The organism is Aeromonas rivuli, assembly GCF_000820045.1.
GTDB lineage: Bacteria > Pseudomonadota > Gammaproteobacteria > Enterobacterales > Aeromonadaceae > Aeromonas > Aeromonas rivuli.
In genome coordinates this window covers 1-22,786 of the sequence record NZ_CDBJ01000071.1, presented here as the reverse complement: position 1 = coordinate 22,786, position 22,786 = coordinate 1, and the positions used below count along the sequence as shown (strand labels likewise).

The window sequence follows — 22,786 nt, the reverse complement described above, 5'->3', positions numbered from 1 at the left end:
CTGGCTCCTAATTAGCTGATACGCAGCAGCTGGGTTTGGGCTTCGTCGTTTTCCTCGGCCGTCTTCATCATCTTGACCTGGGTTTCAAACTGACGTTGCAAACGAATAAGGTTGGTCATCTCGTCGACCACATTGACGTTGCTGTTCTCCAGCGCACCGGCGATCAGCCCCACATCGGCAGAGGCCGGTTCAGGCTGGCCATCCTTGCGGCGAAACAGCCCATCTTGCCCCTTCTCCACCGCATCCGCCGCCGGCCTGACCAGCTTGATGCGCTGAAAATCTTCCGGCAAATTGGGGGCGGCCCCTTCCGGGCGACCGGTGATGGTGCCATCCCGGTTGATCTCCACCTTCTCGAGGGGCAGCGGCAATACGATGGGCCTGCCTGCGTCATCCACCACATTGAGCCCGGTACTGGTCTGCAGATTGCCGGTGGCACTGAGTTCCAGATTGCCCATGCGGGTGAAGGCTTCTCCCCCCTTGTCATCCTGTACCGCGATCCAGCCCTGACCATCGAGGGCCACGTCCAGATCCCGCCCCGTGGTCATCAGGGAGCCGTGCTGCAGGTTCTGGCCCGGCCGCTCGGTCATGGCAAATACCCGGGTCGGCAGCCCTTCGCCAAACGCCTGCATGGCGCGAGCCTGCTCGAAGTCAGACTTGAAGCCCGTGGTGTTGGCGTTGGCCAGGTTGTTGCCACGCACAGCCAGGCTGTTCATGTTCTCTTTGGCACCGGACATCGCGATATAAAGAAGGTGGTCCATGGGTTCTCCGTCAAACAGATGACTCTGCCTGGAATAAAGCAATTAAGATGCCAAGAAGATTAGATGGATTTTAAGGTGTTGATATATAAAGAAAGGGCGCCGAAGCGCCCTTGTGTGCTGGCCACAAACTTATCAGCGGATCTGCAATATGGTCTGCTGCAGCGAGCTGTTGATTTCCAGAGAACGGGAGTTCGCCTGGAAGTTGCGCTGGGCCGTGATGAGATCCACCAGCTCCGAGGTCAAATCCACGTTGGACTGCTCCAGGGCCGACGACTTGATGGAACCGAAGGTGCCCGAGTTCGGGGTGCCAGGCAGACCATCGCCGGAGAGCAGGGATTCACGCCAGGAGGTATCACCCACCTGAGTCAGCCCCTGGGCGTTGGCAAACTTGGCCATGGCCACCATGGCCACCTTGACCGTGGTCGCGTTGCTGTAAGTCGCGGAGACGATGCCGTCATTGGTGATCTCGACCTTGGTCAACCGTCCTACCGTGGAGCCATCCTGGGTCAATTTATTGACTTCGAAGGGGGACGAGTACTGGGTCACGGTGCCGAACTTGATTTCGATCTCCTGGGTGGGATCGGCGCCATTGTCGATGACGCCCGCCCCCGGCGTACCCAGGGCTTCGGTCTTGATGATGGCCGGGGTAATGGTGTTCACCTTGCCATCGGCATTGAACGTGATACTGGCGCTGAGCGGGGGGGTGGCCACCCCGGTTGCTGGCGTAGTGATGGCACCACCGGTGATATCGATGGGTTTGTCGCCCTCATACAGATACATGCGCCAGGAGGTCGGGTTGGCCGACTTGGTGGGGTCGGTCGCATCCGCATCCTTGACGAAGTACTGGGTGATGGTATGAGGCTCACCAAGGGAGTCGTAGGAAACCACAGAGGTGGACGACGAATAGGTGGATGAATCCTTGGGATCGAAGGTAGAGGGGTTGACGACCTGAGGGGTCGCAGTCGCAGGCAGGTTGAAGCTGGCCTCGACCGTGGTGGTCTGTTTGGGCTCACCCGCCTTGTCCGGGATCTGGATGGGCTTGGTGGCATTGAGGCTCACCGCCTTGGGGGTGCCGTCGGCATTGATCTCGTACCCCTGCAGGAAACCGCCGGAGTTATTGACCATGTAGCTGTTTTCATTGAGCTTGAAGGCACCGGCCCGGGTGTAGCTGCGATCCAGGGCATTGACCCCGTCCGAGGTGACGAAGAAGCCATTGCCCTGAATGGCGAGATCCAGGGAGTTGTTGGTAAATTGCAAGGCCCCTTGCTGGAACTGTTGCGCCACGGCACCGGTCGCCACACCATTGCCCACCTGGGTCTTGGAGTTGACGAAGATGGAGTTGGCATAGACATCGGCAAACTCGGCGCGGGACTCCTTGAAGCCGATGGTGTTGACGTTGGCAATGTTGTTCGCGGTGACGTTCAGGTCTTTTTGAGCCGCATTGACGCCACTGAGGGCATTGTTAAATGACATGTCTTTCTCCTTAGATCACTGCGTTATTGGTTGGGGTGGGCGTCGGGGTCGACTTGCTGCCAGAACCGGAAATTTCCAGCACATCAGTGAGGTAGATACCGCCCAGCCCTTTGAGTTTCAGGGTGCTGGGTGAGCTGGCCGAGCCCAGGGTGACACTCTCCACCTGGGCATAGGTCAGGGCCGGCAGACTCTCGGACTTGCCCGCGACCGTTGCGCTGGCTTCAATCTGGTACTTGCCTGTCTTGGCAGGATTGCCATCCTTGTCCAGGCCATCCCAACTGAAGGCCACGTTGCCCTGGTGATCGCCCTCGAGGGCGAACTCCTTGACCACCTGGCCACTCTCATCTTTCACCGTCACCTTGACGTTGCTGCCGCCATCACCGGTTGCAATGACCCCCGAGATGTCGCCGCCTTTTTCCAGATAACCGGTATTGGACGGGATCAACACATCCTGGCCGACCAGTGCCGAGGCCTGCAGCGCCTGGCTCGAGGTCATCAGGCTGTTGAGGCTCTCCATCTGGGAGGAGAGATTGTTGATCCCCTCTGAGGTAGACATGGACGTCATCTGGGACAACATCTGGGCGTTATCTACCGGCTTGAAGGGATCCTGATAGGAGAGCTGCATGGTGAGCAGCTTGAGGAAAGACTCCTGATCCAACTCCTTTTTCTGGACGGTGTTTGCGGTCTGGTTCGATGCAACGCGATTGACGCCCAGTACGCTGTCATAGGTATCTGCCATTTACTTGCCGCCCCCTATCAGGACTTACCGAGATTGAGGGTCTGCTGCAGCATGCGCTTGGCAGAATCGGCAATCTGGACGTTGGTTTGGTAACTGCGCGAGGCGCTGATCATGTCAGCCATCTCCTCGACCATGTTGACATTGGGTTTGAAGATGAAGCCATCCTTGTCGGCCATGGGGTGATTGGGATTGAATTCCTTGAGCAGCGGTGCCTTGCTCTCAACGATGCCCTTCACCTCGACGCCGACCGACCCCTGGCCATCGGACATGGCCTGCTCCAGCTGGGCGGCAAAAACTGGCCGCCTGGCATGGTAAGTTCCTTCCACACTGGAGCTGACGCTGTCGGCGTTGGCCATGTTGCTGGCCACGGTATTGAGTCGCACCGACTGGGCACTCATGGCAGAACCTGCGATGTCAAAGACCTTGAACAAACTCATTGCTGTGCTCCTTGGTTTTGTTGCAAGGCCTGGTCCAGGCCGCGGCGTATCGGATCATTGCTGAAGCGGTAAGCGATCAGGCATAACAAAGCGTCAGGCTTCATCATCCCTGCTCTCCCTTGAGGGCCTTGAGCAGGCCGCTTATCTTGCCGTTCATGAACTCGACCGAGGTCTGGTATTCGAGACTGTTGCGCAAAAACTCGCTGCGTTCCTGCTGCAGATCGACGGTGTTGCCGTCCCCGGTGTCGGGCTGGAGCGGGTTGCGGTACTGGGATGTGCCCGGCTTGTCCATGTTCAAGGCAAAGTGGCGCTCGCTGGTCGTGGCCAGACTGAACCCCTGTTGATGCTGCTGCGCCTGGGCCATGGCATCGCCGAAGTTGATGTCCCTGGCCTTGAAGCCTGGGGTATCCGCGTTCGCGATATTGCTAGATAGCACCTCGGCACGTTTGGCGCGCACGCTCAACGTGTATTGATGAACACCAAAAGCCTTGTCGAATGAAATTGCCATAACACACCTCCTGCTTGCTGGATTCTTAGCAAGAGGTGTGCCAAAGGAAGAGATGGGAGGGGTTATTTGACTTTGTAAACAATACCGGGGTTGCAGCGGATCATCTCGAACCTGTCGGTGAGGCCCGCCAGGGACTCCGAGGCACCCAGCATCAGGTAGCCGCCCGGATTCAGGCTGGCCGCGAACTGGTTGAGGATCTTCGACTTCACTTCAGGGGCAAAGTAGATGAGCACATTGCGGCAGAAGATGATGTCGAACTTGCCGAGCAGGCTGTAGCTTTCCAGCAGATTCAGGGGGCGGAAGGTTGTCAATTTTCTGACACGATCCACGACCCGCATCTTGTTGTCACCATGGGGCTCGAAGAATAACTTCTTGCGCTCTGGGGAGAGGCCGCGGGCCAACGCCAGGCTGTCGTATACCCCCTCCTTGCACTGATTGAGCATGGTGGTGGAGATGTCTGTGCCGATGATCTGTACCCCGCCCGGCAAGGTACCAGGGCGTTTGACCTGCTGCTCCAGCGCCGACATGGCGATGGAGTAAGGCTCCTGACCCGAGGAGGAGGCCGCCGACCAGATCTTGATGGGGCGGCCACTCTTGCCCAGCTCCGGGAAGATCTTGTCGGTGAGCAGCTGGAAGGGATAAGCATCCCGAAACCAGAGGGTCTCATTGGTGGTCATGGCATCGACCACCGCCATCTTCAACTCCCGCTCACGCAGGCTCATGGAACGGGTCACCAATTCAGACAGACTCTCGATGCCAAACTGAGCCATCAAGGGGGACAGGCGGCTCTTCACCAGGTATTGCTTGTTGTCACCCAGCACAATTCCGCACTGCAGCGCCAGAAAGCTGCTGAATTGCTTATATAAGTCGTCTGACAGTGTCTTCATGTATGCGTTCTTCTTGTTTTAGAGTGCGCCTTGAACGGCCTTGGCCAACTCATCGGGCTGAAACTTGGCGATAAAATTGTTCGCCCCGACCTTCTGCACCATGGCCTGGTTGAACACCCCACTGAGGGAGGTGTGCAGGATAACATGTAAATCCTTCAGGCTGGGATTGTTGCGGATCTCGGCGGTGAAGGTGTAACCATCCATCTCGGGCATCTCTATGTCCGAGATGACCAGGGCGATTTGATCCTTGATGGGGCCATTTTTGGCCATCTCCAGCAGCATGTTGAGGGCCTCGCGGCCATCTTTTGCCAGCACGCATTGCACACCGATGGCATCGAGCGCCCGCTGCACCTGTTTGCGCGCCACCGAGGAGTCATCGGCCACCAGCACCGGTCGTCCCTGGGTATTGTGCTCTGCGCTCACCGCCACCAGCTCCTGGCTCACCTCGGTCGAGACCGGGGAGATCTCGTTGAGGATCCGCTCAACATCGAGGATCTCCACCAATTCGCCATCCACCTCGGTGACCGCCGTCATGTAGTTAATGCGTCCTGCCCCCTTGGGGGGTGGCAAGATAGATTCCCAGTTCATGTTGATGATGCGTTCGACCGACTGCACCAGGAAGCCCTGGATGGATCTGTTGTATTCCGAGATGATAATGAAGCACTTGGAGAGATCGGCGATGGGCCTGTTACCCATGGCCATGCTGATATCGATCACCGAGATAGTCTGGCCACGAATGTGCGCCACACCGCGAATGCAGGGATTGAGCTTGGGCATGACAGTCAAGGGCGGGCACTGCAACACCTCGCGCACCTTGAAGACGTTGATGCCAAATCGTTGACGCCCATTGAGTCGAAACAGCAGCAACTCCAGGCGATTTTGCCCGACCAGTTGAGTCCGTTGGTTTACCGAGTCCAGAATACCGGCCATACACACTCCCTAAAAACGCCTGGCATTATTCATGCATGTTGTGCATGCGCCATGTTGACTCGCGCCAGATTCCCAGCGGTTCCAGGAACCCATCTTGGCGCGAGCATAGTGAACAGTTGTCTTATACGTTATCCACTTATCGACCAGCGGACGAAAATGATTAACAGACTTTTCCTCATCCTGTTGCTGCTCAGCGGGGCCAACAAGGCCCTGGCGTCCGATATCAATGCCGGGTTGCAAACCCGGGCGGAGGAGTTCGTGCGCGATCAGCTCTCCTTGCCCCTGGATGCCCGTGCCGAGCTCAGTGCCGCCAGCATAGATACCCGCTTGCAGCTCACGGCCTGCGAGCATGATCTCGACATCAGCCTGCCTGCCAAGATGGAGATCAGACGCAACACCACTGTCTACCTCAAGTGCAACGAGACGCCGGGCTGGGATCTCTATCTGCCGGTGCGAGTCAGCATCCAGAAGCCCTATATCACCGTCTCGGAAGCCATCGCCAAGGGGGATATTCTCGGTCGCAACCAGCTTATCCAGGCCTACGAGGATCAGACCCTGATCCGTGGTGACTATATACAGGACATAGAGGCGCTGGTCGGTACTCGCAGCAAACGCGAACTCAGACCCGGCCAACCGGTGCGCCTGAATCAGATCTGTGTGATCTGCAAGGGCGATCAGGTTACCCTCATCGCCGAAAACAGCAGCATGCAGATCAAAACCATGGCGCGCGCCTTGCAAGATGGTAGCTTCGGCGACATGATCAAGCTGGTTAATATCAGGTCCGGCAGGACGGTACAGGGCAAGGTGAATTCAGTCGGCTCCGTTATTGTCAGCTTCTGAATGAATTTTTTGGTAATTTTCCCTAAAGTTCCGGTAGCTTAGACCGATAAACGGGTAAGCAGGCAGCAAAGCGAATAAAGGTAACCAAGATGGCTATTAACAATATCAACAACTTGGCAGGTAATCGGGTACAAAATACCGGTAACAGCCAGAGCAGCGTGGCCAAGTCGACCAACGGCGGACAAGATGCCCGCACCACTCAGGTCAAGGTCGATTCAGTCTCCCTGACCAGTGAGGCGCAACAGTTGCAACAAGTACAAAAAAACCTCAACTCGGTATCGACCGGGAATGAGAGCCGGGTGGAAAGCCTGAAGAAAGCCGTGGCCAGTGGCCAGTACCAGGTCAATGGCGAAGCCGTTGCCAAGAAGATGTTCAGCTTCGAAGCCAAGCTGGAAAAAACCCTGGGATGATGAGTCTGGCTGCACTGCTGCAACAACAGCATGATCAGCTGACCCAGATGCAGGGTTTGCTGAGCGAAGAGTTTGAACTGCTCAAGCAGCGCAGAGCCTTGGAGTTGCCGACCCTGGCAGAACGTAAACAGCAGTTGCTAAGTGCCATAGAGGCGCTTGATACCACTCTGGCCCAGCAGCCCGATCTTCAGGATAGGCTCGCACACCAGCCGGATATCATGGCCAGGATCGCCGATGCGCTGGTCGCCTGCCAGCAACAAAACGATACCAATGGTCGCCTGCTGGAGCTGAGTATTGTCTCCAATCGCCGCCTGGCCGGTTTCCTGAACCAGCTGCGAGACAGAAACTCGCTCACCTATGATGCCAAGGGCAACACCCGCTCCGGCACCCGCTCCCCGGGGATCAAGGCCTAGCCTCTCCCGTCTGCCTTCCCGGCCCCTCAGGGCACCCTTTTCGCTTTACTCATCATCGATCTTCACTCGTGAGCCGCCCAACCATCGGGCTGGGCACTCAGGTTCACCACTGTCATCTCCCCTCCCCCCCCTGCTCAGGCAGACCCCTCTGCCAGAGAGAGCCGCTGCAGCACCCGTCCATCCTGCGCCGCCCGCAGACTCAGCTCCCCCGCTTCATAGCAGACCAGGCTGGCAGGTAGCTCGCCCCGGGGAAAACAGAGAGAGCCCGGATTGACCATGACCCGCCGTTGCTCGCCCTGCCCTGTGCGCCTCAGCTCGGGCAGGTGGGTATGACCGCTCAGATAGAGGCTGCCCGGCGGCAGAGGCACGGCATCGGCGTGATAGAGATGACCATGACTCATGAACCAGCGCCGCCCATCGACCAGCAGTTGGTTGTAGGGCGCCATCATGGGGAAATCGAGCAGCATCTGATCCACTTCCGAATCACAGTTCCCTCGCACCGCCAGAATGCGACTGGCCAGGCCATTGAGTCGTGCGGCCAGCGCCGCCGGCTGGTAGCCCTCGGGGACGGGATTGCGCGGACCATGGCTCAGCAGGTCCCCGAGCAGCAGCAAGTGATCCGGCTGCCAGGGCCCAAGCCAGGCCATGACACCGTCAAACGCGCTCAGGCTGCCATGCAGATCCGAGAGAATGGCGAGTCTCATCACTTGGCCCCTGAAGGAGTTACGAAATAGAGATCCTTGGTGGCGATCGCCCCCTTGAGATTGCTGCTGGGCAAGCCACGCAATTGGGGATCGACCAGCCGCATCTGGTTGTAGTGATAGAGGGGGATGACGGGCACATCCTGCTCTATCAGACGCTCGGCCTGCTGATAGAGGTGGCTGCGGCGCTGCTCATCCAGGGTCGCCGCAGCCTGCTCTAGCAGTTGATCATAGTGAGGGTTGCAGTAGCCACTCTCGTTTTGCGGATCCAGGCAGCGCAGGGCATTGAGCATGGCAGAGGGTTCCACATAGTCACCAAACAGGAAGGATCGCGCCACCATGAAGTCGCCGCTGTTCTTGGCAAGCTGATAGGCATTCCACTCCATGTTGCGCAGTTCGACCTCGACCCCGAGGGGCTTCCACATGCTGGCCACCGCCAACGCCATGCGTTTGTGGTTCTCCGAACTGTTGTAGGTGAGGGTCAGGCGCAGGGGATGAGTCTCGTCGATGCCCGCTTCCTTGAGGAGCTTAACGGCCATGGCGCTGCGGATATCCTGGGAGGCGTTCGCCAGCTCAGGGGTGGTGGCCGTATAACCCGGTATATCTGGCAGCAGGCGCCAGCTGGGCAGCTCCCCCTGAGCACTCACCTTGTCGGTCAGCAGCTGGCGGTCGATCACCATGCTCAGGGCCTGGCGTACCCGCACGTCCTGCAACTCGGGTTTGTTCATGTTGAAGCTATAGAGGTAGGTGCCGAGCAGCGGCAGGCCCCAGAGCCGTTCAGGGGCAGTGGCCTTGATGCGGGCATAGTAATCCTGGGCGACCCGGTTGGTGAGCTGGATCTCTCCCGCCTCGTAGCGCAGTCGTTCGGCATGCTGGGAAGCGAGCGGCAGATAGGTGACCCTATCGATGCGAGTGTGGCCGTTGTCCCAATAAGCGGGGTTGCGCTCGGCCTCCAGCCGCTCGTTCATCACCCAGCTAGTGAGCCGATAGGCACCATTGCTGACGAGATGAGCGGGCTGGGTCCACCCCTTGCCAAATTCGGCAATCACTTGCCGTGGCACCGGCACGAAGGGGCGCTGACTGATGAGCTGCAGAAAATAGGGGACGGGCCGCTCCAGGGTCACCTTGAGGATCTGATCCCCCTCTGCAACCACCCCCAGCGAGTCAAGATCCAGGGCACCCGCATAGATGGAAGCAGCATTGTTGATGCCCGTGGCCAGCATCAGCCCCGCCGAGGGAGAGGCCAGGGCGGGATCGAGCAAACGGCGCCAGGCATAGACAAAATCCTCCGCCTTGAGGGGGGTGCCATTCGACCAGTGCAGGTTGGGGCGCAGGAAGAAACGCCACTCCAACCCATCCGGGCTCTGCTCCCACCGCATGGCCTGGGCCGGTACTATCTTGCCCTCGCCATTTTCGCTCACCAATCCCTCGAACAAGTCGACCAGGATCACTTCACCGGGAAAGCCGCTGCGCACCAGGGCCGGATCCAGGGATTCGGGCTCGGCACCATTGCCCTTGACCAGAGTCTGACGGGGGGCGAGATCCGGGGCGGCATCCACGGGCGTGGCGAGGGCCACCTGGCTCAAGGTGCCGCCACATAGCAAGGCGCACAACAGGGGAGAGATCCGGCGCAGGGCGGGATGGACAAGACGGTGATACATACAACTGACCTCTTTTCGCAATGCTTTACCAAACATGAGGGGAAGGCCGACGGCGCGCCTGATGACGAATGCATGATGCCGTCCTTGTTATCCCCGAAAACGCCCCGTATTGTATCCGGCTCGCCCCTGAGATGGAGTCTTTCGGGCATTTTTTTTCGTCGTTGGCATGAAATCCGGATGACTGGCGCAGGCAACGGTTTGCCGCGCCTTTCCCCCTTGAGACGCCGCAGTCTTTATGCAGTATGAGTCACGGGTGCAGGGCGTGGCCTGCTACGGCTTTGCAGCTACTTTTTCGTTGTTGTCATGAAGGTCGGGGAGTGGCACAGGTCGCCGCCTGACTCGGCTTTCGGACTGGATGTTCAGAGGTCTTTATGGGGTACGAGTGGCTGGCGCTGGCTGCCGCCAGTTTATGGGCGGTTGCCGCCCTGATATCGGTCAAACCGGCTCGCCATCTGGGGGCCTTCGCCTACAGTCGCTGGCGCATGTTCCTGGTCAGCCTGATGCTGGGGGGGGCCAGTCTGGCAACGGGTGGCTGGCAGAGCCTGAGCGCCGGGGCCGTGCCTCTGCTGATCCTCTCGGGTCTCATCGGCATCTTCATTGGCGATACCGCCCTGTTCGCCTGCATGAACCGACTCGGCCCCCGCCGCAGCGGCCTGCTCTTCTCCTGCCATGCGCTCTTCTCCGCCCTGCTCGGCCTCTGGCTGTTTGACGAGACGCTCACCGGCTGGCGGCTGCTTGGCGCCCTGCTGGTGCTCACCGGGGTCATGCTGGCCATACTCTTCGGTCGGCGCGGCCAGTCCCATGACTGGGAGCAGGTTCGCGGCCACATCGCCATCGGCATAGGACTGGGTCTGACTGCCGCCCTGTGTCAGAGCCTGGGGGCCATCATTGCCAAGCCGGTCATGGCCGGCAGCGACATAGATCCGGTCAGCGCCTCCGGGGTGCGCATGGCCAGCGCCCTGTTTGCCCATTGCGTGCTGCGCCTGCTGCGGGTGCCCCTCGCCATGCCCCTCAACCCCATCAATCGCCCCATTCTCGCCATGATTGGAGTCAATGGTTTCCTGGCCATGGCTTTGGGGATGACACTGATCCTGGTTGCCCTGCGCCAGGGGGATGTGGGCATGGTGGCCATTCTCTCCGCCACCACCCCTGTGGTGTTGCTCCCCCTGCTCTGGTGGCATTCGGGTCAGCGCCCCAGCCTACCCGCCTGGGCGGGTGCCCTGCTCGCCACCCTGGGTACCATTCTGGTGCTGGGCATGAGTGGCAGCCATTGAGTCATGCCCTCCCCCATGGGACCTGCTGAACAGGCGCCGCCCCTGTGGGCAACGCCGCTCCCTGACCCTCAGGGAGGGGATGAGAAGCCATAAAAAAACGGCGGGAGCCTGTCAGCCCCCGCCGTTTTCCCATCCCATATCCCCACTCCTGCCCAGGCAATGTGGCTGGGCACCAGGTGACTCAGAACAGGGCAATCTCTTCGTCAGTCAGCTCACGATACTCGCCAAGTTCCAAGGTCTCATCCAGCATCAGCGGGCCTATCTGCTCACGGTGCAGGCCGACCACCTTGTTGCCGATGGAGGCGAACATCCGCTTGACCTGATGGTACTTGCCCTCTTGGATGGTCAGCCGCGCCTCGCACTCCCCCAACAGCTCGAGCTTGGCCGGGCGCGTTTTATCGGTCTCATTGCGCAGGAAAACCCCATCGGCAAACAGCGAGACCGCATCCTGATGAACAGGGTCCGCCAGCCAGACGCGGTAGGTCTTGGCACACTCGTGGCGAGGCGAGGTGATGCGATGGGACCACTGGCCATCGTCGCTGATCAGCACCAGGCCTGTGGTATCGAGATCGAGGCGCCCCACCACATGCAGCTTGCCGATGGCCGGCTCATCCAGCAGCGCGAACACCGTCGTGTGATCCGGATCCTCATTGGAGCAGACATAGCCTTCCGGTTTATGCAGCATGAAGTAGCGGTTGCGCCTGTCGAGGCTCAGCATGACGCCGTCAAACTCGATCTGGCTCTGTTCGTTGATATGGAAAGCGGGTTGTTTGACCACGATGCCATCCACTATGACCTCTCCTCGCCTGATCACTCGGCCCGCCAGGGAGCGGGTCAGATCGGAACAGTCGCAAAGAAATTTATCGAGCCGCATTCACTACCTCAACATTGCCATCGGGAAAAGGGCGACATTATATCGGCCAACCGTGACAACTCCAGCATTAACGCCCGCCAGGCCTGTGACGGCCTCCGAAACCAGTGGTAGACTCGCCCCATAATCAGCCTAAGTGACCAGGCACCATCATAAAGGCAGAACCCTATGATCTCAGCCTCCCCCCATCCCGTCATTGCCATCAGTAGCCTCAAACCCGGCATGTTCGTGGTAGCCATCATCAGCCAACGGGGCGACATGGAGATTGCCCAGACAGGCCGGGTCAACGATGAGCGCCAGATTGCGGCCCTGGTGACCCGCGGCGTGCTGAGGGTGCGGGTCGATCTCAGTCGTAGCAAGCTGGCCAAGGCTTCCCCCCCTTGTACCGCCGAGCAACCAGACAGCTCCTCTCTCTCGATGACTGCCCCCCAGGGGCTTCGTGTCCCGGGTGAGGGGCGCGAGCTCAAGATCCGCCGCCTCTATCAAGAAGCCCGTGAGCTGCAAGGCAAGTTCATTCGCCAGCTCAAGGCGGGCGAACCCATCGATATCACCTCGCTCGCCACCGTGGCCGAGGAGATGGTCGACACCATGTTCAGTCACGGGGATGCCATGCTCTGTCTGGCCCGCATCCGGGCCAAGGATGCCTACCTGATGGAACACTCCATGAACGTGGCCATACTGCTCGCCAACTTCGGCCGCTATCTGGGGCTCGAACGCAGCGTGCTCAAGGAGTTGACCCTGGGAGGGCTGCTCCACGATGTGGGCAAGATAATGACCCCGGATGCCGTGCTCAACAAACCGGGCAAGCTGACCGACGAAGAGTTTGCCATCATGCGCGAGCATGTGGTGCACAGCCACGACATCCTCAAGGCGACGACGGGAATCACCCCCACCATGTTGGAGGTGGCCGCCAACCACCATGAGCGGCTGGATGGCTCAGGTTACCCCCGCCACCTCAAGGGAGAGCAGCTCTCGCTCTACACGCGCATGAGCGCCATTGTCGATGTCTATGATGCGGTGACGGCAGACAGGGTCTACAAGCAGGGGATGCAGCCGACCCAGGCGTTCAGGATCCTGCTCAAGGGGGCTGTCACTCACTTCGATGAGGGACTGGTGACGCGTTTTATCAAGTGCATGGGGGTCTATCCGGTTGGCACCCTGGTACTGCTCTCCAATCAGCGCCTGGCCTTGGTGATGCAACGCAACGAGCTGGCGCCACTCAAGCCCCTGGTCAAGGTGATCTATCACGCCACCCAACGGCACTATCTGGAGGTGCACCTGCTCGACCTTGCCAAAGCCAGCGTCAATGAGACCATAGAGAGCACCGTGGATCCCAAGGATTATGGCATCACCCTCGCTCATTTCATCTGACGACACCACGGCGCTATAAGGGAGTCCGGCGCCGGCCGCGCTCAGGCTGGCCGATCGGTACCGTTGCCAGGCGCGGTCCAGTGGGTGATGAGAAACTCTCCATCGAGGGGAGAGAGATCGAAGCGCAGGCAGGCCTCCTCGATAGCATGGGGATCACTGGCGTGTCCCTCAGCCAACCAGCGTACCGCCCGGCGCAGATCCTCGCCATGGGGAAGCAGGGAGTGATCGCTCATGGGGTACCTCCGTATTTACCATTTATCAGGACCCGCACCGCGGGTGCTCTCCCTTAGAGTTTAGTCTGCGCAACCCCTCCCCGAGCACTTCCCTGGCTCTTGGGCAATCAAGGCAGCTCGCCAGGGCGATGACCCCATCACAGGCGGCTTTGAGCATTGGCACCTTGTATCGAGTGCCGGCGCCCCCTCAACGGACACCTAAATCAGCCTGAAACTGGCGTTCCGGTTGACGCCGGGCACCCTGTCGAGGTTATGCTCGACACCTTGCCTGCCTGTCCTGGCGGGATCATTACCTTCGTTATCAAACAAGGATGTGTCATGCAAGCCAAGGACAAGTGTCTGGCAGCCCTGGTTATCCTCTGCTGGGGCCTCAATTTCGTGGTGATCAAGTGGGGGCTGGACGGCATACCGCCCCTGCTGCTGGGCGCATTGCGTTTTGTCGGCGTGGTCTTTCCCGCCATCTTGCTGGTTCCAAAACCCACCATCCCCTGGCGCTGGCTGCTGGCCTACGGCGGAACCATCAGCCTGGCCCAGTTTGCCTTCCTGTTTAGCGCCATGAAGTTTGGCATGCCCGCAGGCATGGCCTCCCTGGTGCTGCAATCTCAAGTGGTATTTACCCTGCTGTTCGCCATGATCTGGCTGGGAGAGCGCTGGCAGCCCCACCACTGGGTTGCCCTGCCGTTGGCAGGAGCCGGTCTCTACCTCATCGCCACTCATGGGGAAGGCAACCTGACCCTGCTCGGCTTCGTGCTGACCCTGTGCGCCTCCGCTTGCTGGGGACTGGGTAACGTCATCAACCGCCAGATTGGGCTGCGCTATCAGGTGGCCTTGCCGAGCCTGATCGCCTGGGGTGGTCTGGTGCCCATAGTGCCGTTTCTCGCCCTCTCCTGGCTGTTCGAGGGGCCGGCGCTGATCGTCCATAGCCTGCAACAGTTCAGCTGGAAAGGGTTGCTCTGCGTGCTTTATCTCTCGCTGGTTGCCACCTGGCTCGGCTACGGGCTGTGGGGCCGGCTGCTGATGCGCTACCCCGTAGCCCAAGTGGCGCCGCTCTCCCTGCTGGTCCCCTGCGTCGGCATGGTGACTGCCGCCATCTTGCTCGATGAGCATCCAACCCCCTTGCAGTGGCTGGGCTCTGCGCTGGTGCTGCTCGGCTTCCTGGTACACCTGCTGGGGGGGCGGTTGGCCCTGTCCAAACCATTGACCCGGGCCTGATGCCCTCTCATGATGGGCCATGCCAATGGCTTGGCCCGCTATTGTAAAATAAACGCCTCAACACGCAGCCACGACAAGGAAGCAAAGGATATGCGACTGAATCACCTGGGGGCCGCCGCCCTCGCCCTGTGCTGGACTCAGCTCGGCTGGAGTGCCACCCTGCCAACGGATCTCAAGTGGGAAAGCAACGATACGGATCCCGTCTATGCCGATCCGGCTGCCCAGCGGGGCGGTACCTTTCGGACCTTCATGACCAGTTTTCCGCTGACCCTGCGCAACTATGGCCCCGATGCCAATGGCGCCTTCGCCGGTTATATGCGGGAAAACCGGCTGCCCCTGCTGGCCAGCCACCCCGACACCGGCAATCCGATCCCCATGCTGGCCAACCAGTGGGCGTTCGGGGCCGATCACAAGACCATGTATTTTCGCATCAACCCCAAGGCCCGCTGGTCCGATGGCGTACCGGTCAGCGCAGACGACTTCCTGTTCACCCTCAAGATGCTGCGCAGCAAGCAGATCAATGCCCCCTGGTACAACAACTACTACAGCACTCAAATTGTCGATGTGATCAAGTTCGATGACCACACTCTGGCCATCACCAGCGGCAGCGAGAAGAGCCGGGAAGACTTGCTCGATTCCCTCCCCTTCTCCCCCGAGCCCAGTCACGCCATCACACTCGATGACAACTGGGTGCGGGAGTACAACTGGAAGGTATTGCCGGTGACGGGCCCCTATCAGCTCAGCGAGGTCAAGAAGGGCAAATCCGTTACCTTCAGCCGCATTCCCGACTGGTGGGGTAACGACGAGCGCTACTTCCAGCACAGGTTCAATCCCGACCGCATCCAGATCAAGGTGTTGCGCGATCTCAACATTGCCTGGCAGCACTTCCTGCGCGGCGAGCTGGATACCTTCGGACTGGTGATCCCGAACTGGTGGCACGACAAGACCAAGACCCCCGAATTTGACAAGGGCTACATAGACCGTATCTGGTTCTATACCCAGACCCCGCAATCCCCGAGCGGTCTCTATCTCAACATCGATGACCCTTTGCTGAGCGACCTCAATGTCCGGCTCGGCATCCAGTACGCCCTCAACATCGACAAGATGCTGAGTACCTTGCTGCGTGGCGACTACCAGCGTCTCAACAACTATGGATCCGGTCAGGGAGACTTCACCAATAACGCCCTCAAGGCGCGGCCCTTCGACCCTGCGCTCGCGCGCAACTATTTCGCCAAGGCGGGTTTCACCAAAGCCGGGCCAGAGGGCATATTGCAAGATGCCAAGGGCAGGTCACTGTCACTGAACGTGATCTACACCACCTCGGAGCACTCCCAGCGCCTCACCCTGCTGCGTGAAGAGGCCAAAAAAGCGGGTCTTAATCTGGATCTCAACCTGATGGATGCCTCAGCGGGCTTCAAGGCCATGCTGGAGAAGAAACACCAGAGCGCCTGGATGGCCTGGAGTACGGGACGTTATCCCGCCTACTGGGAATATTTCCACAAGGTCAACGCCCACAAGCCACAGACCAACAACATCATGAACATCGATGATGACGCCATCACGGCCCTGGTGGAGCAGTACGACAAGGAGTTCGATTTTGCCAAGAAGGCCGAACTGTCGCGGCAGATCCAGGCCCGGCTCTATGAGCTGGCCAGCTTCGTGCCCACCTATCAGGTTCCCTATACCCGGGAAGGGGCCTGGCGCTGGATAAAACTGCCCAAGGAGATTGCCACCGCCAAGAGCGAAGTGCTCTATTGGCCCCTCGATGGCTTCAACTCCGGCTACAGCTACGGCGGTCTGTTCTGGATAGATGAGACGGTGAAGAAGGAGACCCTGAACGCCATCAAGCAAGGCACCCGCTACCCTCAGGTCAATATCCGCGACACCCGCTACCTGCAGCCCTGAGTCCGTCATCGGATGCCCAATACGACACAACCCCGCCAATGGCGGGGTTGTGTTTAGCACAAGCGGAGGGGAATTAACCGCGCTTGGCCTGCTTCTGGGCAACCGCATCGGCCACGTCGGCAGGCTCGAGTACGATGCCTTCCTGATCCGGGGTCGGGAACACGGCCACGCAGAGCTCATCCTGCTCCATGCCTTCCACCCAGCGCTCCAGCCACACCTTGAGGGTGATGGACTGCGGCTTGCATTCAGCCCACTCGCCTTCGGCCCAAGCCTGGGCGTATTCGGGGTGCGGCCATACCGGGATGCAGTCTTCGTCTTCGGTGGTCAGCATCATGACGCCGTGTTCGTCGGTCAGCACGAACAGCTCTTCGTGCTCGACCAACTTGCTGATGAAGTGATCAAAGCGGTAGTCGGCGTTCAGTTGCAGCGCGGCATTGCGCTCGGTCTCGGTCAGTTCATAGCTCATGGTCAAGTCTCTTATGCAGTGCCAAGGATCGCGATGGGCCTGGGCTGCCGAGTCGATGATGACCCGAACCGGGCTGGCTCGCGCAATAAAGGGCGACATGTTCACATCTTGCCGCAGCCTTGTCCAGTGAATGGACGCCCCGCGCAGTCAGGACACGGCTGGTTAACGCCACAGTTAAGGATGCCACCCGGTCAACCAGGGCGGCTCAAACAGGGTGACCCCGTAAACTCAACGGCTTCATCATCTCTACAGTGCGGGAATATGCAGCACTATCTCGGCCTGCTCACTCAGACGCTGACGCAGCCAATAGGCCGATTCAACCTCGACGAAACAGAGCAGATCCTGCCCCTTGGCCGCCGTCATCAGCTGCGCAAATCGCAGCTCCTGCTGGCGTTCCCAAGCCTGGGCCAACTTGCTGCCATGAGCCTCATCCACCACTCCCCTGCGCAGTTCAAACAGGTTATCGGTGATCGGGTGATTGATCTTGGCCGCACTGCCCCAGTAAAGGCGCAGGTTATCCAGCATCTCTTCGTCATAGTTGGCCAAGGCGTCCAGCTCGGGGGTATCACCGCTGTCGCTCACGGCAAAATCGCACCAGCCAGCGGAGAGGGAGGCAAGCTCACGCAGTGCTTGCGGGGCTACCTTGGCACGCAAGGCCGCCACATCCGGACTGCTCAGAGGGGGTAACCAGACCTCCCCCTCATGCTCACTCAACGGGGACAAGAGCTGCGCCACCGGATAGATGGGAAACTGGGGAGAGAGACGGTGAAGCAGAGAAATCAATGTGATGCGGGTCATGCGGGTTGCCTTGGAGAAGGGAATACGAGGGACTGGGCCGATGAAGCCCTATCCTATCACGGTGAGCGGCAATGCTCATCGCACCGCCTGCCTGAAAAATCGCCATACGGCCTGTCCACCCACCATAATCGCCAATACTTTGACCCAGCGCCCACTAAACTCCCTCGGGGAGTGCTAATTTGCATACATCATTAGCGTAAGGAGCCTGTCCATGATTGGGATCGACCAGATTTCTGAAGACTTTATCCATGAACTGAAAGTACTGGCCTGCTTTGATCCGGCGAATTTGAGTGTGGGGATCAAGTTACGCAGTGATATGAGTGATACGCTCTGCCAGGCGGCAGGACGCCTGCATCAGCAGGGTCTGATCAGCGCCGAGGATGGCGGCTATCTGACCCCCTTTGGCATGACAATGGTTGAACACCTGCAACACCTGCTCGTGGCCCTCAGGCCGGTGGCATAGGCGCCGCCCAGAGCGAAAAGTTCAACAGTTCCCAGCGTGCGCCTTGTTGCAGGTGACACGCAAACAGCAAAGGACCTTCGGGTCCTTTTACATTGCCGTCCACCAGCCACTGCTGGTCCCTGTGGGGCACGGGGCGGGTCTCAATACTGATGGGTGCGGCCTCGCCCCCGAGTCGAACCTGCAAAAATTGCAGGCAAGTGAGGCGGGCCTGCTCGGCGGCAACCAGATCAGGCTGTGTCCCGGCTACCGGAGACGCTTGAGTGGCTGATGGTGGCAAGGGGAGCGCCACAACGACCGCCAGGCAAGCGGCGAACCAGATCCTTCTCTTCATCGACGAACCTGCCGAACAGTCCTGTTCCTGTTGATACCTTATTTCTAACACACTCAGACGAGCACGCTCAACCCGCCATGACACCGTGATGTCAGGCGCAGCCACACAAGGCCATATCCAGAGCAGGAGTGGTCATATCACGAAGGAAATCGCCGCCATCCCTGCCGCTAAGATCAGCTTGGCAAAGCCCAGATAGACAAAAAGCCGTGGTACCAGAGGCACCACGGCTTTCTTAAATTCTGTAACAATTACAGAGCGGTTACGTTCTCAGCCTGCGGGCCTTTCTGACCTTGGGTCACGGTGAACTGTACGCGCTGACCTTCAGCCAGGGTACGGAAACCGTTGCCTTGAATGGCGCTGAAGTGTACGAACACATCCGGGCCATTTTCTTGCTGGATGAAGCCGAAGCCTTTGGTTTCGTTGAAGAATTTAACGGTACCGGTGATCATGTTAGACATATCTATTAAACCTGTATTCAAAAATTACTCGTGCCTTGAAAGGCGGATAAAGCTTCGAAAAGAGGGAATGACTTATGGACACTAGAAGGGGATGTGAAACATCGTATTCAGTAACATAAATATTGCCTTTTTCAAGCTCGACTGATTATACGTAGCTTTGTTCATTACGCAAACATATTTGTGCCCTGCCAATGGCAGGGCACAAGGCCTAGCAGGCAGGGGCCTCCAACGCCTTGACCAGCGCCTTGAGGAAGCGCGCCGCCTCGCCGCCGGTGCAGGCTCTGTGGTCAAAGGTCATCGACAATGGCAGGGCCCTGACCGGCCTGGCCTCCCCTTGCACGAAGACCACCTTATCGAACAGTGTCCCCGCCCCTATGATGGCCACCTGGGGCGGTGTCACTATCGGACTGGCGTAGCGACCGGCGATGGCACCGAAGTTGGTGAGGGTGATGGTCGCCCCCTGGAGCATCTCCCGCGGCACAGCCCGTGCCTTGACGTCGGCTATCATGCGATCCAGCCCCTGGCGAATGTCGCCAGGCTCCCGCTCGGCCACATTCTCCATCACAGGAACATAGAGCCCATGGCGTGAGTCCACGGCGATGGCCACATTGACCTCCGTAAACAATCGCCGCGACAAGGTCTCGCCATCGAACCAGGCGTTCATCGATGGCTCGGCCCGACAAGCGACGCCGATCGCCTTGATGAGACGTACCGTCACATCTTCCTCGGCCCGCCAGGCTCGCAGATCGACCTCATCGGTGATGCTGACCGGTACCACGGTGCGATGCGAGTGTTCCATTGCCTTGGCCATGGCCCGGCGAGCCCCCTTGAGGAACTCGTTGCCGCTGCCTTGCTGCGCCTCGAACGCCTGCTGGACATCCAGCTCCAGCACCAGGCCGCCAGCGCCGCTGCCCCTGAGACTATTGATGTCGATGCCCAGCTGCTGGGCGAGTTGACGTACCGCCGGCATGGCCTGCACCAGACGACCGCCAGCAGCCAGCACACCGGCCACGAAGTGATCCTCTATATGTTGCTGGCTGCTGCTCACCTTGCCCACGACGGTGCCATCATCTTCTCCGCCCTCAAACTCCACCAGGGGGGCGCCTATGTGCAATATGTCTCCCTCCTGACCACAGAGCCGAGCGATGACCCCATTGACTGGCGAGGGCACATCCACCAGTGCCTTGGCCGTCTCGACCGAGAGCAGCACCTGATCGACCTTGACCGCATCGCCGGCAGTAACCTTCCACTCCACGATCTCCGCCTCGGCCAGTCCCTCGCCCAAATCCGGCAACTTGAAATATTTCATGATCCGTTCTCCATCCGCGGGGACATCACCAAAGGTTGAAAAATCTCATGGCTATTTTTTGCTCGACGGCCAGTTCGCCACAATGTGAAGTAGTTCATAGCCACTTGTTCTCCATCAGCTGGTGCGCCGCCAGGGCGATATCCTGCTCGGTGATGAGGTAGTGCTCCTCATTGCGGTAATAAGGCACGGCGGCATCGACACCGGTGAGCCGCTTTGGGGGGGCCTTGAGGCTGGTAAACGCCTCTTCCGTCACCCTGGCCACTATCTCGGCCCCCACCCCGAAGCTGCCACACGCTTCATGTACCACCAGCAGGCGGCCTGTCTTGCGTACCGAGGCGAGTATGCTAGCCATGTCGAGGGGCTTGATGGTGGCGAGATCCAGCACCTCGCACTGGATGCCCTCATCGCTCAGCGCCTGGCTGGCACGCATCACCTCCAAGATACAGGCTCCCCAGGCCACAATGGTCAGATCATGACCGCTGCGCAGGGTAAAACAGACATCCAGCGGCAAGCCGATGCCGTCATCCACCACATCGGATTTCATGGCGCGATAGATGCGATCCGGCTCGAAAAACATCACGGGATCCGGGCTGCGGATGGCCGATAAGAGCAAGCCATAGGCCCGCCTGGGACTGGATGGGATCACCACCCGCAAGCCGGGAATATGGGCAAACAGCGCCTCCACGCTCTCGCTGTGGTGCTCAGGGGAGTGGATACCGGCGCCATAAGGAGAGCGATAAACGATGGGGCAACTGAGCCGGCCCCGGGTGCGGTTGCGCATCCGTGCCGCCTGGCAGATGATCTGCTCCATGCCGGGGAAGATGAAGCCCTGGAACTGGAATTCGGCCACCGGCTTGAGTCCCTGGGTGGCCATGCCGACCGCCACCCCGGCGATCAGCCCCTCCGCCAGCGGGGTGTCTATCACCCGTTTGAAGCCGAACTTGTCACGCAGGCCGACGGTGGCGCGAAACACCCCGCCATTGACCCCCACATCCTCACCCAGCACCACCACGTCGGGGTCGTGTTCCATCTCGTGATGCAGCGCCAGATTGATCGCCTCGAGCAGTGTCATGTCACTCATGGTGTCGCCCTCCTTGCCCGGCCATGGCCTTGTCGATGATGCGCTGGCGCTGACCGAGATAATCCCGGGGCAGCTCGGCAAACTGGTAATCGATGAGGGACTCCGGCGGTTGCGCCGTCAGTGACTCATAGGCGGCAACAGCGAGATCCACTGCCTTTGCGGCATCGGCCAGCAGAGCCTGCTCCTGCGCTTCGTCCCACCAGCCTCGCTCGGCCATGAACTGGCGCAGCCGCTTGACCGGCTCCTTGGCCCAGGCGGCTTCAACCTCGGCGGCATCGCGGTAGCGGGTCGCATCATCGGCGGTGGTATGGTCGCCGAGCCGGTAGCTGATGGCCTCGATCAGGGTGGGTCCCTTACCGGCGCGGGCCCGCTCCACCGCGCTCAAGGTGGCATCGTAGACGGCGAGCACATCATTGCCATCGACCTGGATGCTGGGTACCCCGGCACCAAGGCCCTTCTGGGCCAGAGTCGGCGCACTGGATTGCAGCTTGCGTGGTACCGAAATCGCCCACTGGTTGTTGTTGATCACCATCACCATCGGCAGGTGCCAGACACCGGCACAGTTGAGCCCCTCCAGGAAATCCCCCTTGGAGGTGCCGCCATCCCCTATGGTGACCACGGCGACCCTGGGCTGGTTGCGCAGCTTGAACGCCGCCGCGACGCCGCAGGCATGGGTCACTTGCGTGGCGATGGGCACGCAGATGGGCAAGTCCTCAGAGGGCGTGCCGTCTGGCTTGTTGAAGACGCTCCCCCGCTCATCACCGCCCCAATACTGAAGATTCTTCTCCATTGGCACGCCACGCACGAACAGGGTGGGCATGTCGCGGTAGTAAGGCACATAGACATCCTGGGCCTGCATGGCGAGACCGACGCCAATGCCGACCGCCTCGGCCCCCAGATGGGAGGGGAAGGTCCCCAGCTTGCCGGTGCGTTGCAGGGCGATTGCTTTCTTGTCATAGCTGCGCACCATCACCATGTTGCGGTAGAAAGTGTGCAGCAGCTCCTTGTCCAGCCAGGTCGGAAGTGTGGCGACCGGGCGCCCCTCCTCATCGAGGTAACGAAGGAAGGGGATGTCGACATGGGTCATAACTGGCTCCTTGCCGTGATTGCGTCACCACCAGCGGCGACCCTTAAAATGTAAACAAGTTGTTAAGCAAAGCGCAATGCGGCAAAAGCAAATAACCCCAGTGATATCCTCTTTATTTAGCTCAATAAGCAGCCAATCGGTCTGACGCGCAGTGTCTAGTCCTGAAATAG

At 59.5% G+C, this 22,786-nt stretch carries 25 protein-coding genes; 8 read left to right on the top strand and 17 right to left on the bottom strand.

Features of this window, described 5'->3' with window-relative positions:
• Positions 1 to 11: 11 nt before the first annotated feature.
• The 7 genes from BN1130_RS16610 to BN1130_RS16580 all read right to left on the bottom strand — a co-directional run bounded on the left by BN1130_RS16610 (position 12) and on the right by BN1130_RS16580 (position 5,732).
• The gene (locus tag BN1130_RS16610) at positions 12 to 758 is read right to left on the bottom strand and encodes a flagellar basal body rod protein FlgF (RefSeq protein WP_042043330.1); all 747 of its coding nucleotides are present in this window, start codon (positions 756 to 758) and stop codon (positions 12 to 14) included.
• A 132-nt stretch (positions 759 to 890) separates the two neighbouring features.
• Positions 891 to 2,231, bottom strand: coding sequence for a flagellar hook protein FlgE (gene flgE / locus BN1130_RS16605; RefSeq protein WP_042043329.1), 1,341 nt, complete (start codon positions 2,229 to 2,231; stop codon positions 891 to 893).
• A gap of 10 nt (positions 2,232 to 2,241) precedes the next feature.
• On the bottom strand, positions 2,242 to 2,970 hold the full coding sequence (locus tag BN1130_RS16600) for a flagellar hook assembly protein FlgD (protein ID WP_042043327.1): 729 nt from the start codon (positions 2,968 to 2,970) through the stop codon (positions 2,242 to 2,244).
• Between the two features lie 17 nt (positions 2,971 to 2,987).
• Positions 2,988 to 3,407: a flagellar basal body rod protein FlgC gene (gene flgC, locus BN1130_RS16595; protein ID WP_005894515.1), complete on the bottom strand. Its 420-nt coding sequence runs from the start codon at positions 3,405 to 3,407 to the stop codon at positions 2,988 to 2,990.
• A 103-nt stretch (positions 3,408 to 3,510) separates the two neighbouring features.
• The gene (flgB, locus tag BN1130_RS16590) at positions 3,511 to 3,915 is read right to left on the bottom strand and encodes a flagellar basal body rod protein FlgB (protein ID WP_042043325.1); all 405 of its coding nucleotides are present in this window, start codon (positions 3,913 to 3,915) and stop codon (positions 3,511 to 3,513) included.
• A gap of 62 nt (positions 3,916 to 3,977) precedes the next feature.
• Positions 3,978 to 4,802: a CheR family methyltransferase gene (locus BN1130_RS16585; RefSeq protein ID WP_042043324.1), complete on the bottom strand. Its 825-nt coding sequence runs from the start codon at positions 4,800 to 4,802 to the stop codon at positions 3,978 to 3,980.
• A gap of 18 nt (positions 4,803 to 4,820) precedes the next feature.
• On the bottom strand, positions 4,821 to 5,732 hold the full coding sequence (locus BN1130_RS16580) for a chemotaxis protein CheV (protein ID WP_042043323.1): 912 nt from the start codon (positions 5,730 to 5,732) through the stop codon (positions 4,821 to 4,823).
• Positions 5,733 to 5,966: 234 nt separating this feature from the next.
• Between BN1130_RS16580 and flgA the strand changes: the two genes are divergently transcribed.
• The 3 genes from flgA to BN1130_RS16565 all read left to right on the top strand — a co-directional run bounded on the left by flgA (position 5,967) and on the right by BN1130_RS16565 (position 7,395).
• The gene (gene flgA / locus BN1130_RS16575) at positions 5,967 to 6,572 is read left to right on the top strand and encodes a flagellar basal body P-ring formation chaperone FlgA (protein WP_042043577.1); all 606 of its coding nucleotides are present in this window, start codon (positions 5,967 to 5,969) and stop codon (positions 6,570 to 6,572) included.
• Positions 6,573 to 6,661: 89 nt separating this feature from the next.
• Positions 6,662 to 6,982, top strand: a complete 321-nt coding sequence (gene flgM / locus BN1130_RS16570; protein WP_042043322.1) for a flagellar biosynthesis anti-sigma factor FlgM — start codon at positions 6,662 to 6,664, stop codon at positions 6,980 to 6,982.
• A complete protein-coding gene (locus BN1130_RS16565) occupies positions 6,979 to 7,395 on the top strand; it encodes a flagella synthesis protein FlgN (RefSeq protein ID WP_042043321.1) in 417 nt (138 codons plus the stop codon). The genes flgM and BN1130_RS16565 overlap by 4 nt, the downstream gene beginning before the upstream one ends.
• Before the next feature lie 134 nt (positions 7,396 to 7,529).
• Here the strand turns inward: BN1130_RS16565 and yfcE are convergent, their stop codons facing one another.
• Together yfcE and BN1130_RS16555 are read right to left on the bottom strand one after the other, a co-directional pair.
• Positions 7,530 to 8,099 carry a phosphodiesterase gene (gene yfcE, locus BN1130_RS16560; protein WP_042043320.1) on the bottom strand — a complete coding sequence of 190 codons (570 nt, stop codon included), beginning with the start codon at positions 8,097 to 8,099 and terminating at the stop codon, positions 7,530 to 7,532.
• Complete coding sequence (locus tag BN1130_RS16555; protein WP_042043316.1) at positions 8,099 to 9,757, bottom strand: peptide ABC transporter substrate-binding protein; 1,659 nt, start codon at positions 9,755 to 9,757, stop codon at positions 8,099 to 8,101. Before BN1130_RS16555 ends, yfcE begins: the two co-directional genes overlap by 1 nt.
• A gap of 371 nt (positions 9,758 to 10,128) precedes the next feature.
• Between BN1130_RS16555 and BN1130_RS16550 the strand changes: the two genes are divergently transcribed.
• A complete protein-coding gene (locus tag BN1130_RS16550; protein ID WP_042043315.1) occupies positions 10,129 to 11,031 on the top strand; it encodes a DMT family transporter in 903 nt (300 codons plus the stop codon).
• 181 nt (positions 11,032 to 11,212) lie between these two features.
• Here the strand turns inward: BN1130_RS16550 and rsuA are convergent, their stop codons facing one another.
• Positions 11,213 to 11,905, bottom strand: coding sequence for a 16S rRNA pseudouridine(516) synthase RsuA (gene rsuA / locus BN1130_RS16545; protein WP_042043314.1), 693 nt, complete (start codon positions 11,903 to 11,905; stop codon positions 11,213 to 11,215).
• A gap of 165 nt (positions 11,906 to 12,070) precedes the next feature.
• On the opposite strand from rsuA, the gene BN1130_RS16540 reads away from it, so the two are divergent.
• A complete protein-coding gene (locus BN1130_RS16540) occupies positions 12,071 to 13,273 on the top strand; it encodes an HD-GYP domain-containing protein (protein WP_042043313.1) in 1,203 nt (400 codons plus the stop codon).
• A gap of 41 nt (positions 13,274 to 13,314) precedes the next feature.
• On the opposite strand, the gene BN1130_RS16535 is transcribed toward BN1130_RS16540, so the two are convergent.
• The gene (locus BN1130_RS16535; RefSeq protein ID WP_042043310.1) at positions 13,315 to 13,506 is read right to left on the bottom strand and encodes a hypothetical protein; all 192 of its coding nucleotides are present in this window, start codon (positions 13,504 to 13,506) and stop codon (positions 13,315 to 13,317) included.
• 318 nt (positions 13,507 to 13,824) lie between these two features.
• On the opposite strand from BN1130_RS16535, the gene BN1130_RS16530 reads away from it, so the two are divergent.
• Both BN1130_RS16530 and BN1130_RS16525 read left to right on the top strand, forming a co-directional pair.
• Positions 13,825 to 14,718 (top strand): EamA family transporter, encoded by an 894-nt coding sequence (locus tag BN1130_RS16530; protein ID WP_042043309.1) that lies wholly within the window; start codon positions 13,825 to 13,827, stop codon positions 14,716 to 14,718.
• Positions 14,719 to 14,808: 90 nt separating this feature from the next.
• A complete protein-coding gene (locus tag BN1130_RS16525) occupies positions 14,809 to 16,623 on the top strand; it encodes an extracellular solute-binding protein (RefSeq protein ID WP_042043307.1) in 1,815 nt (604 codons plus the stop codon).
• Positions 16,624 to 16,696: 73 nt separating this feature from the next.
• Here BN1130_RS16525 and BN1130_RS16520 read toward each other — a convergent pair whose 3' ends face one another.
• Together BN1130_RS16520 and BN1130_RS16515 are read right to left on the bottom strand one after the other, a co-directional pair.
• A complete protein-coding gene (locus BN1130_RS16520; RefSeq protein WP_042043575.1) occupies positions 16,697 to 17,089 on the bottom strand; it encodes a DUF2750 domain-containing protein in 393 nt (130 codons plus the stop codon).
• Between the two features lie 246 nt (positions 17,090 to 17,335).
• A complete protein-coding gene (locus BN1130_RS16515; protein WP_042043306.1) occupies positions 17,336 to 17,887 on the bottom strand; it encodes a hypothetical protein in 552 nt (183 codons plus the stop codon).
• Between the two features lie 211 nt (positions 17,888 to 18,098).
• On the opposite strand from BN1130_RS16515, the gene BN1130_RS16510 reads away from it, so the two are divergent.
• Positions 18,099 to 18,350 carry a TIGR02647 family protein gene (locus BN1130_RS16510; protein ID WP_042043305.1) on the top strand — a complete coding sequence of 84 codons (252 nt, stop codon included), beginning with the start codon at positions 18,099 to 18,101 and terminating at the stop codon, positions 18,348 to 18,350.
• Positions 18,351 to 18,929: 579 nt separating this feature from the next.
• Here BN1130_RS16510 and BN1130_RS16500 read toward each other — a convergent pair.
• The 4 genes from BN1130_RS16500 to pdhA all read right to left on the bottom strand — a co-directional run bounded on the left by BN1130_RS16500 (position 18,930) and on the right by pdhA (position 22,616).
• The gene (locus BN1130_RS16500; RefSeq protein WP_042043304.1) at positions 18,930 to 19,139 is read right to left on the bottom strand and encodes a cold-shock protein; all 210 of its coding nucleotides are present in this window, start codon (positions 19,137 to 19,139) and stop codon (positions 18,930 to 18,932) included.
• A 208-nt stretch (positions 19,140 to 19,347) separates the two neighbouring features.
• Entirely contained in the window at positions 19,348 to 20,448 is a 1,101-nt protein-coding gene (locus tag BN1130_RS16495) for a dihydrolipoamide acetyltransferase family protein (RefSeq protein ID WP_042043303.1), read from the bottom strand.
• A 94-nt stretch (positions 20,449 to 20,542) separates the two neighbouring features.
• Entirely contained in the window at positions 20,543 to 21,529 is a 987-nt protein-coding gene (locus BN1130_RS16490; RefSeq protein ID WP_042043302.1) for an alpha-ketoacid dehydrogenase subunit beta, read from the bottom strand.
• Positions 21,522 to 22,616 (bottom strand): pyruvate dehydrogenase (acetyl-transferring) E1 component subunit alpha, encoded by a 1,095-nt coding sequence (gene pdhA, locus BN1130_RS16485; protein WP_042043301.1) that lies wholly within the window; start codon positions 22,614 to 22,616, stop codon positions 21,522 to 21,524. Before pdhA ends, BN1130_RS16490 begins: the two co-directional genes overlap by 8 nt.
• Positions 22,617 to 22,786: the final 170 nt, after the last annotated feature.

Coding starts and splice junctions, on each gene's coding strand:
- BN1130_RS16610 (WP_042043330.1), bottom strand. CDS start 758: ATGGACCACCTTCTTTATATCGCGATGTCCGGTGCCAAAGAGAACATG.
- flgE (WP_042043329.1), bottom strand. CDS start 2,231: ATGTCATTTAACAATGCCCTCAGTGGCGTCAATGCGGCTCAAAAAGAC.
- BN1130_RS16600 (WP_042043327.1), bottom strand. CDS start 2,970: ATGGCAGATACCTATGACAGCGTACTGGGCGTCAATCGCGTTGCATCG.
- flgC (WP_005894515.1), bottom strand. CDS start 3,407: ATGAGTTTGTTCAAGGTCTTTGACATCGCAGGTTCTGCCATGAGTGCC.
- flgB (WP_042043325.1), bottom strand. CDS start 3,915: ATGGCAATTTCATTCGACAAGGCTTTTGGTGTTCATCAATACACGTTG.
- BN1130_RS16585 (WP_042043324.1), bottom strand. CDS start 4,802: ATGAAGACACTGTCAGACGACTTATATAAGCAATTCAGCAGCTTTCTG.
- BN1130_RS16580 (WP_042043323.1), bottom strand. CDS start 5,732: ATGGCCGGTATTCTGGACTCGGTAAACCAACGGACTCAACTGGTCGGG.
- flgM (WP_042043322.1), top strand. CDS start 6,662: ATGGCTATTAACAATATCAACAACTTGGCAGGTAATCGGGTACAAAAT.
- BN1130_RS16565 (WP_042043321.1), top strand. CDS start 6,979: ATGATGAGTCTGGCTGCACTGCTGCAACAACAGCATGATCAGCTGACC.
- yfcE (WP_042043320.1), bottom strand. CDS start 8,099: ATGAGACTCGCCATTCTCTCGGATCTGCATGGCAGCCTGAGCGCGTTT.
- BN1130_RS16555 (WP_042043316.1), bottom strand. CDS start 9,757: ATGTATCACCGTCTTGTCCATCCCGCCCTGCGCCGGATCTCTCCCCTG.
- BN1130_RS16550 (WP_042043315.1), top strand. CDS start 10,129: ATGGGGTACGAGTGGCTGGCGCTGGCTGCCGCCAGTTTATGGGCGGTT.
- rsuA (WP_042043314.1), bottom strand. CDS start 11,905: ATGCGGCTCGATAAATTTCTTTGCGACTGTTCCGATCTGACCCGCTCC.
- BN1130_RS16540 (WP_042043313.1), top strand. CDS start 12,071: ATGATCTCAGCCTCCCCCCATCCCGTCATTGCCATCAGTAGCCTCAAA.
- BN1130_RS16535 (WP_042043310.1), bottom strand. CDS start 13,506: ATGAGCGATCACTCCCTGCTTCCCCATGGCGAGGATCTGCGCCGGGCG.
- BN1130_RS16530 (WP_042043309.1), top strand. CDS start 13,825: ATGCAAGCCAAGGACAAGTGTCTGGCAGCCCTGGTTATCCTCTGCTGG.
- BN1130_RS16525 (WP_042043307.1), top strand. CDS start 14,809: ATGCGACTGAATCACCTGGGGGCCGCCGCCCTCGCCCTGTGCTGGACT.
- BN1130_RS16520 (WP_042043575.1), bottom strand. CDS start 17,089: ATGAGCTATGAACTGACCGAGACCGAGCGCAATGCCGCGCTGCAACTG.
- BN1130_RS16515 (WP_042043306.1), bottom strand. CDS start 17,887: ATGACCCGCATCACATTGATTTCTCTGCTTCACCGTCTCTCTCCCCAG.
- BN1130_RS16510 (WP_042043305.1), top strand. CDS start 18,099: ATGATTGGGATCGACCAGATTTCTGAAGACTTTATCCATGAACTGAAA.
- BN1130_RS16500 (WP_042043304.1), bottom strand. CDS start 19,139: ATGTCTAACATGATCACCGGTACCGTTAAATTCTTCAACGAAACCAAA.
- BN1130_RS16495 (WP_042043303.1), bottom strand. CDS start 20,448: ATGAAATATTTCAAGTTGCCGGATTTGGGCGAGGGACTGGCCGAGGCG.
- BN1130_RS16490 (WP_042043302.1), bottom strand. CDS start 21,529: ATGAGTGACATGACACTGCTCGAGGCGATCAATCTGGCGCTGCATCAC.
- pdhA (WP_042043301.1), bottom strand. CDS start 22,616: ATGACCCATGTCGACATCCCCTTCCTTCGTTACCTCGATGAGGAGGGG.